The organism is Nostoc sp. TCL26-01 (genome assembly GCF_013393945.1).
GTDB lineage: Bacteria > Cyanobacteriota > Cyanobacteriia > Cyanobacteriales > Nostocaceae > Trichormus.
Window position 1 is genome coordinate 2,529,204 of the sequence record NZ_CP040297.1, and the last position, 14,324, is coordinate 2,543,527.

At 39.8% G+C, this 14,324-nt stretch carries 8 protein-coding genes; 6 read left to right on the forward strand and 2 right to left on the reverse strand.

All coding sequences use genetic code 11. The features are described 5' to 3' along the window. Positions 1-859: 859 nt before the first annotated feature. From FD725_RS10915 to FD725_RS10925, 3 genes are all read left to right on the forward strand, one after another. The gene (locus FD725_RS10915; RefSeq protein ID WP_179048160.1) at positions 860-2,422 is read left to right on the forward strand and encodes an NAD(P)/FAD-dependent oxidoreductase; all 1,563 of its coding nucleotides are present in this window, start codon (positions 860-862) and stop codon (positions 2,420-2,422) included. A gap of 191 nt (positions 2,423-2,613) precedes the next feature. After that, positions 2,614-4,695: a DUF1565 domain-containing protein gene (locus tag FD725_RS10920; RefSeq protein ID WP_179048161.1), complete on the forward strand. Its 2,082-nt coding sequence runs from the start codon at positions 2,614-2,616 to the stop codon at positions 4,693-4,695. Between the two features lie 80 nt (positions 4,696-4,775). Further along, positions 4,776-5,423, forward strand: coding sequence for a hypothetical protein (locus FD725_RS10925; RefSeq protein WP_179051502.1), 648 nt, complete (start codon positions 4,776-4,778; stop codon positions 5,421-5,423). A 43-nt stretch (positions 5,424-5,466) separates the two neighbouring features. Here FD725_RS10925 and FD725_RS10930 read toward each other — a convergent pair whose 3' ends face one another. Together FD725_RS10930 and FD725_RS10935 are read right to left on the reverse strand one after the other, a co-directional pair. Further along, positions 5,467-6,639, reverse strand: a complete 1,173-nt coding sequence (locus tag FD725_RS10930; RefSeq protein ID WP_179048162.1) for a patatin-like phospholipase family protein — start codon at positions 6,637-6,639, stop codon at positions 5,467-5,469. A gap of 392 nt (positions 6,640-7,031) precedes the next feature. Beyond that, positions 7,032-8,351 (reverse strand): dihydroorotase, encoded by a 1,320-nt coding sequence (locus FD725_RS10935; protein ID WP_179048163.1) that lies wholly within the window; start codon positions 8,349-8,351, stop codon positions 7,032-7,034. 124 nt (positions 8,352-8,475) lie between these two features. Here FD725_RS10935 and lepB point away from each other — a divergent pair, with 124 nt between their 5' ends. The 3 genes from lepB (at position 8,476) to FD725_RS10950 (ending at position 14,196) form a co-directional block, all read left to right on the forward strand. After that, a complete protein-coding gene (lepB, locus tag FD725_RS10940; RefSeq protein ID WP_179048164.1) occupies positions 8,476-9,120 on the forward strand; it encodes a signal peptidase I in 645 nt (214 codons plus the stop codon). A gap of 1,105 nt (positions 9,121-10,225) precedes the next feature. Beyond that, positions 10,226-12,364 (forward strand): ATP-binding protein, encoded by a 2,139-nt coding sequence (locus tag FD725_RS10945; RefSeq protein WP_256871887.1) that lies wholly within the window; start codon positions 10,226-10,228, stop codon positions 12,362-12,364. After that, positions 12,361-14,196 (forward strand): EAL domain-containing protein, encoded by a 1,836-nt coding sequence (locus FD725_RS10950; protein ID WP_179048166.1) that lies wholly within the window; start codon positions 12,361-12,363, stop codon positions 14,194-14,196. The genes FD725_RS10945 and FD725_RS10950 overlap by 4 nt, the downstream gene beginning before the upstream one ends. Positions 14,197-14,324: the final 128 nt, after the last annotated feature.

Sequence of the window (14,324 nt, forward strand, 5' to 3'; positions counted from 1 at the left end):
AAACCTAGCTATACCAAAATGTGAATCTTTGTCATGTCTCAATTATATGTGTAGCAAAATAAAATTTCTCCTATCTCTGTCAATAGTGTTGCCTACAAATTTTGAAAATATATCTAAAGGCATATTTTAAAGACTTCAGTCAAAAACATACTGCAAATTTTTAAGATATTATTCCCTTTAAAAATTAATTATACAATCATCTTTTTCTAAAATCTCTATTTATCTTATACTTCTCTAAATGATTGATTTCTCATCCACGTAGTTATCACAAATACATTATTAGCTTAATTAGCGTTACAGACTATACAAATATCGAGATATTTTTCAATTTTCCTCAGATTTATAATGCTAGCAATAATAATATTTTGTTAAGAAATAAAAATAATAGTAAATCAGTTTTGGATGATTAGATAAACTAGATAACATTAATCAAAAATTGATTAGTACTTAGTAAGTAAATGGTCTAATTGTTAACAAAATTAGCTTGTTCAGTTGTTAATAATAGCGATTTTCATGCCGATGAAGTACACCTGTCTAGTCCAGAGGTCGTAGGGGCGGGTTAAATCAGTTATCAGTTATCAGTAAACAGTTATCAGTCAAGATAATTGGGTTTAAGTCCCCCACTTTAACAGTGAACAGTTATCAGTCAAGATAATTGAATCAGCGTTAACTGATAACTGATAACTGATGACTGATAACTGTATTAACCTGCCCCTACTGCTTGTGAGAAATGCGGGTAGCCTCTGTTGACTAAAAATATCTACCTCACTCAACTGGGAAACGCTATAGCAGCGAATTATATTTGCTCAATACTTTTAAAACATTAATTTTGATTTAAATTATTCCAGAGGATGGGGAGATGGAAATCTTTGATTATGTGATTATGGGAGCCGGATTAGGTGGACTGGCAACTGCTGCTTGCTTGACTCGGCAAGGTTATCACGTAGCAGTTTTAGAAAAACATTATTTACCTGGTGGTTGCTGCCATACTTTTGATTATGGCGAATACAGTTTTTGTGCTGATGTACATTACATTTCTCAGTGTGGTGCTGGTCAAACCATAGGGCAATTTTTCAACTACATAGAGCGAGATGTACCATTTAATCGCCTTGACTCAGGCTGTATAGACAGAATCATTACACCAGAGGCAGATTTTAAAATACCTTTAGGATGGGAAAGTCTGCGTTATCGATTACTCTCTACTTTTCCAGAAGAAGCCAGTGCTATTAATCGCTACTGTAATGAAATTCAGCAACTCCACCAAGAAATGCGTAACTTAGTTCAAGAAATACGCTGGTTTGACCAGAAATGGTATGACTGGTTAAAGTTGCCTAAATATTTAAATTTATTTAAAAAACGGAATTGGACTCTACAAAATTTATACGATTACGTTGGGTTATCTCCTAAATTACAAGTATTGTTGGCAGGGCAAAGTGGTGATTATGGATTACCACCGACAGAAATAGCCCTTCTAAGTCACACTTCCTTAGTTTGGGAATATTCTGAAGGCGCTTACTATCCCAAACATCATTTTCAGCACTTGGTTGATACGATTGTCGATGTGATTACTGCAGGTGGTGGTGTCATTGCCTATGCGACGACAGTTAATCATATCCAAGTCAGCAAGGGCAAAGTTCATAGTGTAATTGCTGATGGCAAAATTTATCGTGCTACTAAAGCCTATATCAGTGATCTTGACCCCAAATTAACAGTACAGTTAATGCACGATGGTGAAGCTATTAGCCACAGAGAAAGTCGGCGATTAACTAGCTATGAATACTCTACCAGTGCTTTTAATATTTACCTCGGTTTAGATAGCCGCTTTGAGCCGCAACGCTATGATATTGGGAACTGGAATGTTTGGTATTATCCCACCGGAGATTTAAATAGAGGATATCAACAACAATTACAAGGCGACTTCAGCCATCCGTGGATTTTCCTTTCTTGTCCGACAATGAAATCGCCTGAACCAGGGATGGCTCCTCCAGGACATCATATCTTAGAGATTGCGACTATCTGTCCTTACGAACCGTTTGAACATCTCTATAAAAATGATGCAGCAGCTTACAAAGCTAAAAAGAAAGAAGTTTACCAACAAATTATGCAGACTGTGCGGGAATTAGTTCCAGATATAGACCATTACATTCGCATGAAAGTATATGGTACACCCACCACAACGGAATTTTATTTGGGACAACCACAGGGCAATATTTACGGGGCAAAATTAGTTCCTCAACAAGTCGGGTTAAATCGTTTGGGATATACGACAGAGTTACCTAATCTCTTCTTGGTAGGAGCAAGTGCTGGCTATCCCGGTGTTCCTGGGGTAATTGGCAATGGCATGAATGTTGTGGAACTGATGACAGGAAAATCAGTTAGGCAAAAGATTGCTGCGCCTCAGCCATTGGTAGCATTGAGTTAAAGCTAGCTGGAAATATTCTTGTTTACTCTGTGTCTTTGTGTCTTTGTGGTTAAATAAAATCTTTTTTACCACAGAGGAGAACACTTCTGTGCGGGGGTTCCCCCCGTTGAGGAAAGTGTTCGTAACACAGAGAGAAAAAGTAGTGTTGTCTTATGATGGTGATAATTTAAACAATTGCTGCTCAACAATCAATGGTGAACTCCACTCCCCTTGGCACACTCTTTATCAACCCTGTGACAGGGAATGACTCTAATACAGGTTCACGGTTGAGTCCATTTAAAACCCTCACCCGTGCTTTAAAAGCAACTCCACCCATAATTATTCAACTGGCTGCGGGAACTTATAGCGCGGCGAGTGGTGAAATATTTCCCTTGGTGATTCCAGAAGGGGTAACGGTGGTGGGGAATGAAGCCAATAAAGGTGTCGAGATTGTAATTTCTGGTGGTGGAGAATATCAAAGTTCTAGCTTTGGTGTGCAGAATGTCTCGATAGTTTTACTCAACAATGCCAGTCTGAGGGGTGTAACAGTAACAAATCCCATCACCAAAGGTTCTGGTGTGTGGGTTGAATCAACTGCACCGAGTATCGCTAACAATACCTTTACTAATTGTGGGCGAGAGGGGATATTTACTAGCGGTACAGCCAAACCTAGTATTGTTGATAATGTGTTTGTGCAGAATGCTGCTAGTGGTTTGTTTATGGCACGCAACAGTAAAGGGGAAGTGCTGCGGAATGTCTTTCAAAAGAGTCCTTTGGGGATAGCTGTGAGTGACTTTGCTGCACCTTTATTAGCCAATAATAAACTCTCTGATAATCGTACTGCGATCGCTCTCTCGCGTAATGCCCAACCTGTACTCAGAAATAATCTGATTGTCAAAAATACCCAAGGTGGTTTGTTAGTCAATGAGAACGCCATCCCCGATTTGGGTAGTAGCCAAGATGCGGCGGGGAATATTTTTAGTAGTAATGGCGAATTTGATTTGCAAAATGCTTCCACACAGCAATTAATCTCTGTGGGTAATCAGTTAAACCCCACCCAAGTCAAGGGACGGGTAGATTTTTTGGCAGCAATAGGCGAAAATCCGTCTGTCGCTAGTAGTAATTTTCTCGATTTGCCTGGACATTGGGCTGCTAGTTTTGTGGAGGCTTTAATCAATAAAGGTGTGATTAGCGGCTTTCCCGATGGGACTTTTGCCCCTGATGCGCCTATTACCCGCGCCCAATATGCGGCGGTGATAGCGAAAACTTTTCAATTACCGACAAATAATCAGCAAATTCAATTTCCAGATATTAAATCAGATTTTTGGGCAGCATCAGCTATTACTAAAGCAGCCCAGATGGGATTTACTAGCGGTTTCCCTGATGGCACTTTTCGCCCTGGACAAAACTTAACTAAGGTGCAGGCGATAGTTTCTATTGTCAATGGTTTGAAACTGAGTGGTGGTAGCCCCAATGTTTTAACTGTATACCGCGATCGCGCCCAAATTCCCAGTTACGCTACCAATCCTCTGGCTATTGCCACCCAAAAAAAGCTGGTAGTTAACTATCCCCAAACCGATAAACTCGAACCACTGCGAGATATTACCCGTGGCGAGGTGGCAACTTTAATCTATCAGGCTTTGGTTGCCAGTGGACAAGAAGCAGCGATCGCTTCACCATATATAGTGAGTCCTGATGTTGATATCCCTTCCTTTACTGATTTAAGCGGACACTGGGCAGAACCATTTATTCGGGGTTTAGCTAGTATGGGGATCACTCAAGGTTTTGCTGATGGTAGCTACCAACCCAATAAACCCATGAGTCGCGCCCAATACGCCGCGATGGTGGCTGTAGCTTTTAACCCCAGTCCTAAACGTCCACCGACGGATTTTTCCGACGTACCCCAGGATTTTTGGGCATATAAGGCATTGCAAATAGCTGCTAGTGGTGGCTTTGTCAGTGGTTTTAGCGATCGCACCTTCCGCCCTGACCAGAATGTACAAAGATTACAGGTAATTGTCTCTCTAGTTAATGGACTAACTCTACCGACAGTTGATAGTAATAGCGCTCTCATCTACACTGACAGCAACACCATTCCTGAATATGCCCGCAAAGCTGTAGTCACTGCTACACAACAAAGTATAGTTGTCAATTATCCTGACCCTAAGCAGTTGGCAGCCACGCGAGAAGCCACAAGGGCAGAGGTAGCCGCAATGGTTTATCAAGCTTTAGTGGCAATTCAAAGAGCGCCAAGTGTGAATTCACCCTATATTATTTCGACAGTTGGCATTTGACCAAGTAGAATGAAAAACACTGCTTATCAGCTTGGAAACTCTTGGTCATCAATCCTACAGTTAAAAACACGCTAGGCTATATGCGATCGGTAGATGATTTTTACCTATTGCCAGCAGCCAAAAGTCCCATGTTAACAACAGTACCAGACACCTGTGCCAATTTGGCTACCGCCTTATTAATTCACTATAGTTTCGACCTCAGTGGCCACAATGCCAATGAGCTAATTAAACGTTGGCAACGTCAATACCCTCCTGATTGGTTACATTTGGCAGTCATTGAGGCACTTTATCAAGGTCGCTATAAAGGCATCTCGGTACAGCAAATCTTGGCATTTTGGCTACGCCGGGGTCAGGTAGTCTATCATTTCAATATGGAATTTGAACGCCTGATTTGTAGCAAATTTCCCGAAAGCTTGACGGCTACTGTCCCCCAACTCAATTTCTTTGAAAAAGTAGCAAGTCCACAGCCAGTTAACAATACCTCATCGGCACAAGAGGCAAATGACGAGGAAGGCAATCAGACGCAACCCATACAACTGATGAATTTTCCCCAAGAATCTTTGAGCTTAGAAACCCAGCCCGAAGATTTTGCCCGTCAGGCTTTTGGCACAAAACTGCTACCTATATCTGTGACTCGTCCACCTATCGGGCAGTTTACCCCACAAAAGAGCGATCGCTCCGAGTCTTTCACCTCAAAACTCAAAGCCATCTCCGGTGATAATTCATAACGGTGAAACTAGTATCACATTTTTGTATTTTCTGATAAATATATTAATTATTCTTAACAAAGGCAGCGATCGCATCTTTCACTTGGGGGCCACAATTACTTCTAGTATGAAAACTATAACCCTCTTCAATAAACATAGATGTAGCATCGATTAACTCTTCAATCACATTATTTCTGGCATTATCCATCTCTTCAGTAATCGGGATTTTAATAAATTTATTCACTCTTTCTGATGCTTTCAATAACCTACGAGTATCCTTATCAGTTTCTTGTGGTTTAGCTTGAAATCTTTCATTTAAATCAAACTGAAGACGCAAATATCTTTGAGAATCATATCCACCCATAATATGACGACAGATTGTACTACTAACTTCAGATGTTGGTTCCATAAAGATATCAATAATATGTTGCGCCCAGTCGATACCTCGCCAACTATTTACCTGCTCAAATACATATGGTTCACCAGTTTGACCAGTACCTATAGAAAGAATCGCAATATCATCTAATTCAATATTTTCTAGATTGTATTTTTGTTTAATTGTCGGAGAAATTGCAGATTGCGAAAGTCTAAGTACTAGGCTCAGTGCAGCCAGCGCCGGGTTATTAGCAGCAACGCCTCCATCAATATGGGGAAATACCCAATGTCCAAATTTTTCTTTATCAACAGGCTCTAATTTGTATGGAGGAAAAAAGGTAGGAGCTGCGGCAGAAGCTACACATATTTCCCATAAATATGAGTCATCATACCATCTATCTCCCAAATCCGGATGACAATTAGTAAAAAAGGTAGTATTACGGTAAAGTGTATCGTACGCCAGAATCAAGATGATCGGTTTTTCAATATCTTTAATTCTTTTGTAACCTAAGATATTTGTTAGGACATTAATTAGCCCTTGATGAGAATATTTGGGTGGTAAAAATGCTTCAATCAATGGTTGCAGAAAAGTGGGAATTTTTTTGAATCTTTCCTTTTTCCTAATGGGAAATATTTCTTTACCTTGTTCTCTATATAATTGAATTAACTCGTTACTATTTCTTTGTGCCACAATCCCAGCTGTTAAAATTGAGCCAGTAGAAGTACCAGCTATCAAGTCAAAATATTCGTGTAAAGATTGACCATGATAATTATAAATCTGTCGCTCCACTTCTTGCAGGATGCGTGCTGTAATCACTCCACGTATACCGCCACCATCCAAACTCAAGATTTTGAAGGACATCGCCAGTTCTCCTGGGTAGTTTTTTAGTTATTATTCCCCGTATAGTTTTTAACTTCAACAGGAGTCATGTAAATTCAAGATTCACAATTAAGTACTTATATAGCGATTTTCATGCCGATGAAGTACACCTGTCTAGTCCAGAGGTCGTAGGGGCGGGTTAAGTGAGATATTGGTGAATCATGTCATCATATCTGTTAACCCGCCCCTACTGCTTGTGAGAAATGCGGCTAACCTCTGTAAACTTTTCGCTGCGTTTTCCTCCGCATTCCTCTGCGTTTTCCTCCGCGCTCCTCTGCGTTTAAAATTATTAACTCTGTACCTCACTTACTTAGAAATTAGTATATTGTTTTGTCCCTGATCTATTGGGAAACTGCCGAGACAAATAACATTTGCTACACGAAACTTAAAGCTTGACCACGCACTTCTGTATTTAGCTGACCCTTGTCGTAGACAATCTGACCACCGACAATAGTTGTCACGGCCCATCCTGTGAGATTCCAGCCTTCAAAAGGACTCCAGCGACATTTGGTTAACAATTCTTCTCGGCGTACAGGATGGTATGTATTTAAATCAACCAGAACTAAATCAGCATCATAACCAGGAGCGATCGCTCCCTTATTGGGGATACCATAAGCTACAGCCACAGCTTTAGACATCCAGTTAACAACTTGAGCAACAGTACACTTACCTGCCATTGCCGCAGTTAACATCACAGCTAGAGACGTTTCTACTCCCGGCATTCCAGAGGGACTATTCGGATAGGGTTGAGCTTTTTCTTCTAAGGTGTGGGGTGCATGGTCTGTAGCGATAAAATCAATCACACCATCCCGCAAAGCTTGCCATAATACCTCATTATCATGGGGCGATCGCAAAGGTGGATTCATCTGTGCCAATGTGCCAATCTCGCCATAGGCACTGGTATTTAACAACAAATGTTGTGGTGTCACCTCTGCGGTCACCCAACTCGGTTTATGCTGCCGTAATAACTCGGCTTCCTCGGCAGTTGACATATGCAGGATATGTAACCGACGTTGATATTTTTGTGACAGCTTTAATGCCAGTTGCGTTGCTAACAGTGCTGCTTGGTTATCTTGAATCTGGGAGTGGATAGCAGGATCTTGAATCCCAGCAAATTCTTGACGGCGTTGATTGATTCTTGCTTGATCTTCGGCATGAACGGCAATTAAACGGCTACCCTGAGCAAATATCGACTCTAATAAACCTTCTTGGTCAACCAACAATTGACCGTGCATCGACCCCATGAAAATTTTAATCCCCGGTGTGGGGTGGGCTGAGAGTAAATCTGGTAAATTCTCAGCTGTTGCCCCAATAAAAAAGCCATAATTAACTAAGCACTTGTGAGAGGCGCGTTGTAACTTGTCATCTAAAGCTTGTTGGGTAGTTGTCAGAGGGCGTGTGTTAGGCATTTCTAAAAAAGAAGTTACTCCCCCTTTGGCACAGGCACAACTGGCAGTAAATAAGTCTTCCTTATGTTCTAGCCCTGGTTCTCGAAAATGCACCTGGGGGTCGATAACTCCTGGCAACAAAGTTAAACCCTCAGCGTCAATTTCTGTAACTGGTTTTGTGCTGACAATTTCTGGTGCTACTTCAACGATTTGGCGATCGCTTGTCAACACATCTCCTACCATCATTTCACCATTAGGTAGGATTATACGGGCGCGACGAATCAATAAATTTGGCTGAACTGACATGGGACTAACAATTTTCTCACAAGGAGCTATAGACTAATGACTAAATGAATACTTCGTTAAGATTAACAAATATAGTCTCCTTCAACGAGTTAATTACTTACACTTTTCTTACTCCAGTAATTTCATGCAAAATCAAGTGTCTGACAACAACTCAAGTAAACAACCTGATAATTCCTGGATCGCAGAGCTAGGCAGAACAGTTGTATTAAGTATTGTTCTCGCATTGGGTATTCGTACCTTTGTCGCTGAAGCACGTTGGATTCCTTCTGGCTCAATGGAACCAACCCTCCACGGTACGCCAAACCAGTGGGAAGCAGACAAAATTATTGTTGATAAGTTGAAGTATAAATTTTCTCAGCCACAAAGGGGAGATATTGTAGTTTTTTCACCTACAGAAGAATTACAAAAAGAACAATATCAAGATGCCTTCATTAAGCGAGTAATTGGCTTACCTGGAGAAACAGTAGAACTCAGGAAAGGCAGAGTTTACATCAATCAAAAACCCCTGGATGAAAAAAGTTATCTGAGTCCCAGACAAGCTACAGTCATTGATGTCTGTACATCAGGTCAGCAACCACCATTTTTAGGACAACCCCAGACTATACCTCCCAACTCATATTTGGTATTAGGCGACAATCGCAACAGCAGTTATGACAGCCGTTGTTGGGGTGTTGTCCCTCGGCAAAATATCATTGGTCGTGCTATCCTACGCTTCTGGCCACTCAATCATATTGGTGAAATTGATAAATCTCCACTGTATGCACAATAAAAGATTTGTCTATTCAAGGTTAGGGGTGTGTGAATTTAAAGTCCTTACACCCCTCATTTTTACCAACTAAGTGCTGAGTGCTGAGTAAATTAAGAAGTACGACTGACTTTTGCACTTGGTAAATGCCCCTTGTCAGTGGCATCTTTTCTATTCAGGAAAAGGTGGATATGCCAATGCCAATTTCCTTTAAATGTGAAACAGATTTTTATGTAGAGACGTTGCAATGCAATGTCTCTACATAATTTATGTGTATCATAATTAACGGGAAATGGGATTAATCCTTATTAGCCCTGGGGTCTTCACAATAAGGAACTCTCTTTCTGAGACTTTTCATTAAATGATTGATTTTAATGGAAAATACAAAATTTAAATATTTATAAAGATTTGTTAACCTAACTATAGATTTGAGAAGTTAGCCAGGAAGCTAGAAAAAAGTTTTTTCTCTAGTTTCCACTCCTAAGTTATTCAACAACTCAACAGCAAAAAATACCCAAACAAACATAAGACATCTCCTTTCTCTAGCCTCTAGCTTGCAGTATCTAGTCTCCAATCTCTTTTTGCCTACTGATCTACTTATTGAGATTTAAGTAATAATAGCGACAATCTATTAGCTATGGAATGTTGACTGAGTCTGTATAAGTATATATGAGCGCTTCTTCAATAATACATATTCATGTATTGCTAGATGATGGAGAACAAATTATGGTGTTATAACAAAGTTTAAGCTTTCAACATAGAAAAAAATGCACTAACTACATCAATGAATATTTCTAAATATTGATGCTTTTTTATACTAGTATCAGCTACTTGCTTGATGCTTTCTGCTATTGTAGACAGTACTAACCCTTAAATTCAAGGTAGCCGATATATCGTAGATTCCCTGAGTTCAGGATTGGGGAAAATTTCTAAAATCATGTTGTTTAAACTTCAGTCTGTTAAATTCGGCAATTACTCAATTGGTAAACACTTGATCAAGATGCCCTTTAGATTGTTTCTGATGATAGTGCTGGGGCTAGGAAGTCGTGTGTTATTTCAACATGAGCCAAAAATACCAACCAAGCCAATTAATCAATTGACAACTGAGATTTGCCATCAAAAACACATCATGCTAACTCAGCAGATTAGATATAATTTTTCCGAGTTGAATAGTTGGCAAAGAAAATTAGGTTTTGATGCTCAAGCTGACTCAGTAATACAAATGAATGCTACTACCCAAGTGATGATTTTCTTATGGGCAGCAGCTTGTTTTATCCTCTTAGAAATTGCCATACTCACAGCTTACAGATTGATTACACCAATTTGGCAATTAAAGTTACTAATAGAGAGAATTATTGTTTGTGAATCGAGGCAGAAGACAGTGATTTCACAGGCTGATGAACTAAGAACATCAGTAAATCAATTGAATATAGTGGCTAGGCAACAAAGATCACTGATGCTCACAGAGCATAATTATACTGAATCAAGAGGTAGCGATCGCTCACAATCAACCAGATTGCAAGCATCACCAGTGGTACAACTAGAGGAGTCTTTAAAAATCCCTATTTATGATGAATCGGGAAAGATTGCCTTTGCGATCGCTAATTTTGCCAATATTACCGAATGCGATCGGGCAGAGCAACTATTGGCAGAATATAATCGCCTCTTAGAAACCCAGATTAACAAGCGTACCCAAGAACTCAGATTAATAGTTGAGCAGCTACGAACAACGCAAAAAGCCGCAGATGCAGCAAACAGCGCCAAAAGCGAATTCCTAGCCAACATGAGCCACGAATTGCGAACACCACTCAACGCCATACTAGGGTTCACGCAAATCATGAGCCAAGACAAAACACTCTCAGCCGAAAATCAACAGAACCTGAGCATCATCAACCGAGCAGGGGAACACCTGCTCAACCTGATCAATGACATCCTAGAAATGTCAAAAATCGAAGCAGGCAAAACCACACTCAATATCAACAACTTTGATTTAATGAGTCTGTTGGATAACCTGGAAGAAATGTTACTCAATCGAGCCACAGCCAAAGGATTACAACTGCAATTTATCTACGCCGCCAACCTACCCCAACACATCCAAACAGACGAAAACAAACTACGCCAAGTCCTACTCAACATCATCGGTAACGCTATCAAATTTACGGAAACAGGCACAGTCACATTGAGAGTCAGCCTGGAGAAAAGGGGACAAGGGGAGAATACTTATATAGATTCTTTCCCCCCCTCTCCCCATCTCCCCCTCCCCCTCTCTCCCCCTTCCCCCTCCTCCCTCCTCTTCGAGATCCAAGACACCGGGATTGGCATTTTTCCTGCAGAACTTGATTTTTTGTTTGACGCTTTTGCCCAAACTGAAAGTGGACGTAAATCTCAACAGGGTACTGGGCTGGGTTTAGCTATTAGTCGTAAATATGTTGAATTGATGGGGGGTGTGATTTCTGTTTCTAGTACTGTCGGCGTTGGTAGTACTTTTCGCTTTTCTCTTCCTGTGGGTTTAGTTGCTGCTGCTGATGTTTCTGTTGCTTCTCATCCTTTGGCTGTGATTGGTTTAGCTCCTCATCAAGCTCAATACCGCATCTTGGTTGTTGATGATGTTGCTGATAGTCGCTTGTTGCTGGTGAAACTGCTTTCTTCTGTTGGCTTTTTTGTTCTCGAAGCTACCAATGGTGATGAGGCTGTTGCTCTCTGGCAACACTGGCATCCTCAGTTGATTTTTATGGATATGCGTATGCCTGTGATGGATGGTTATGCTGCTACTCGTTTGATTCGCTCTTTGGAGGTTGATTCTCACCTCCACACAGTTGCTGATACCCCTATTTTCCCTTCTGTTCACACTTTTATTATTGCTGTTACTGCTCATGCTTTTGCTGAACAACGCCAAGATATTCTTCTGGCTGGTTGTGATGATTTGATTTATAAGCCTTTTCTACAAGAAGTATTACTAACTAAAATTAAGCAATATCTAGACGTAACATATGTTATCCAAGACGAAGCTAATACAGACATAGACGTGAGTTCACCAACACAAACATTGCTTAGTGAAACTGATGTTTTGTTATGTATATCTCAAATGTCTAATGATTGGAGGAAAAATATTCATTATGCAGCTGCCAGTTGTAGCGATGAACTAATTTTAGAGCTAATCAAACAAATGCCTCCTGAAAATAATCCTATTTCCCGATTTTTTCAGGATTTAGCAAACAACTACCAGTTTGAAAAAATTATGGCACTAACTACAACGAACCCAGAATGACTTACAAACAGTTAGACCCATATAAGAAAGATATTTTGATTATTGATGACATGGCAGATAACCTGCGAGTCTTATCCTCAATTCTCTCTAGAGAAGGATATAACGTTCGCAAAGCCTTGAATTGGCAAATGGCTTGGACTGCTTGTCAAACGCTCTTACCAGATTTAATTCTACTTGATATTATGATGCCAGAAGTTGATGGCTATGAAGTCTGTCAACGCTTTAAAGCTTGGGAATTGACTGCGGATATTCCGGTAATTTTTATTAGTGCATTAGATGATGTTTTTGACAAAGTAAAGGCTTTCAAATTTGGTGGTGTGGATTATATTACGAAACCTTTTGAATTAGAAGAGGTGTTAGTACGTGTAAAAAATCAACTAGAATTGAGGTCTGCAAGATTAGAAGTATTAACTCTTAATGCTCAACTAGAACAAAGAGTAAAGCAACGGACATGGGAATTAGAAAAAGCTTTACAAAAACTGCAAATAGAAATTAATGCTCGGCAGAAATTACAAAATAAACTGCTGGATATGGCAATGCACGATGCCTTAACTGGTTTACCAAATAGAATTTTATTCATTAGACGATTAGAAAAAGCTTTAAATCGCTCTAAAGAAGAGTCTAATTATCAATTTGCTGTACTGTTTTTAGACTGCGATCGCTTTAAAGTAATCAATGATTCTCTCGGCCACTTAGTAGGTGATGAGTTACTGATTGCTATTTCCCGACGCTTGCAAGCTTGTCTAGCTCCTGAAGCTACATTAGCAAGATTAGGTGGTGATGAATTTGGTATTTTGCTCGATAGCCTCAGAGATATTCGCATGGCTATCCACGTTGCAGAATACATATTACAACAGTTATCAAAAACTTTTAAGCTGTCTAGATATGAAGTTTTTATGAACGTCAGTATTGGGATCAATTGGGGTAATAAAGACTATGACAGGCCTGAATATTTGCTCCGTGATGCTGACACCGCTATGTATCGTGCCAAGGATTTGGGAAGAGCTAGATATCATGTATTTGATCCAGCAATGCACGAGGAAGTTACCAAAGCTCTAGAAATGGAAAATGACCTGCGCAGAGCTATCGAAAGACAAGAATTTCTGGTTTATTATCAGCCCATCATCTCTCTGAAAACAGGTAAAATTTCGGGTTTTGAAGCACTTGTCCGTTGGCAACACCCAACCAACGGTTTAATTTCTCCCATAGATTTTATTCCTGTGGCAGAAGAAACAGGGTTAATTAATGCCATCAATACATGGGTATTACAGTCAGCTTGCCAACAACTACGCATTTGGAAATCTCATCCTGCAACCCCAACGAATCTCACCATTAATGTCAATTTAAGTGCAAAGTTATTTTTACAGCCTAACTTTATAGAACAAATTGACCAAATTATCGCAGACACCCAAGTAAATCCAGCTAGTTTAGAACTGGAGATTACAGAAAGTGTAATTATGGAAAATAATAACGAAATTAATATAATTCTTCAGCAATTAAAAGCCCGAAAAATCAAACTAATTATGGATGATTTTGGTACAGGTTATTCATCTTTGAGCTACTTACATATATTTCCTTTTAATGCCCTGAAAATTGATAAATCTTTTGTCAAAAGAATGCAAGACAATCAAGAAAATATGGGATTAGTCCCAGCAATGATCGGCATTGCTGCATCTATGGGCATGACAGCGATCGCTGAAGGTGTGGAAACTCAAGAACAACTAGAACAACTCAAAAGCTTAAAATGTGATTTTGCTCAAGGGTTTCTCTTCTCCAAACCCATCGAACAAAAACTTGTTCTAGATTTCATTATCTCAGCACCTCAATGGTAATGCTTAGTTGAAATCATTAATCATAGCGTTTTTCATCTGAATCTTAGTTGAAGTTTCAACAATCTGCCAAATAATATATTTCGTTGATTTTACTGAATTTTATCATAAGTACCGTCAAATAACATTTA

Excerpts from the sequence above, each read along its gene's own strand:
- FD725_RS10920 (WP_179048161.1), top strand. The coding sequence starts at position 2,614 with ATGGTGAACTCCACTCCCCTTGGCACACTCTTTATCAACCCTGTGACA.
- FD725_RS10915 (WP_179048160.1), top strand. The coding sequence starts at position 860 with ATGGAAATCTTTGATTATGTGATTATGGGAGCCGGATTAGGTGGACTG.
- FD725_RS10930 (WP_179048162.1), bottom strand. The coding sequence starts at position 6,639 with ATGTCCTTCAAAATCTTGAGTTTGGATGGTGGCGGTATACGTGGAGTG.
- FD725_RS10945 (WP_256871887.1), top strand. The coding sequence starts at position 10,226 with ATGCTAACTCAGCAGATTAGATATAATTTTTCCGAGTTGAATAGTTGG.
- FD725_RS10935 (WP_179048163.1), bottom strand. The coding sequence starts at position 8,351 with ATGTCAGTTCAGCCAAATTTATTGATTCGTCGCGCCCGTATAATCCTA.
- lepB (WP_179048164.1), top strand. The coding sequence starts at position 8,476 with ATGCAAAATCAAGTGTCTGACAACAACTCAAGTAAACAACCTGATAAT.
- FD725_RS10950 (WP_179048166.1), top strand. The coding sequence starts at position 12,361 with ATGACTTACAAACAGTTAGACCCATATAAGAAAGATATTTTGATTATT.
- FD725_RS10925 (WP_179051502.1), top strand. The coding sequence starts at position 4,776 with ATGCGATCGGTAGATGATTTTTACCTATTGCCAGCAGCCAAAAGTCCC.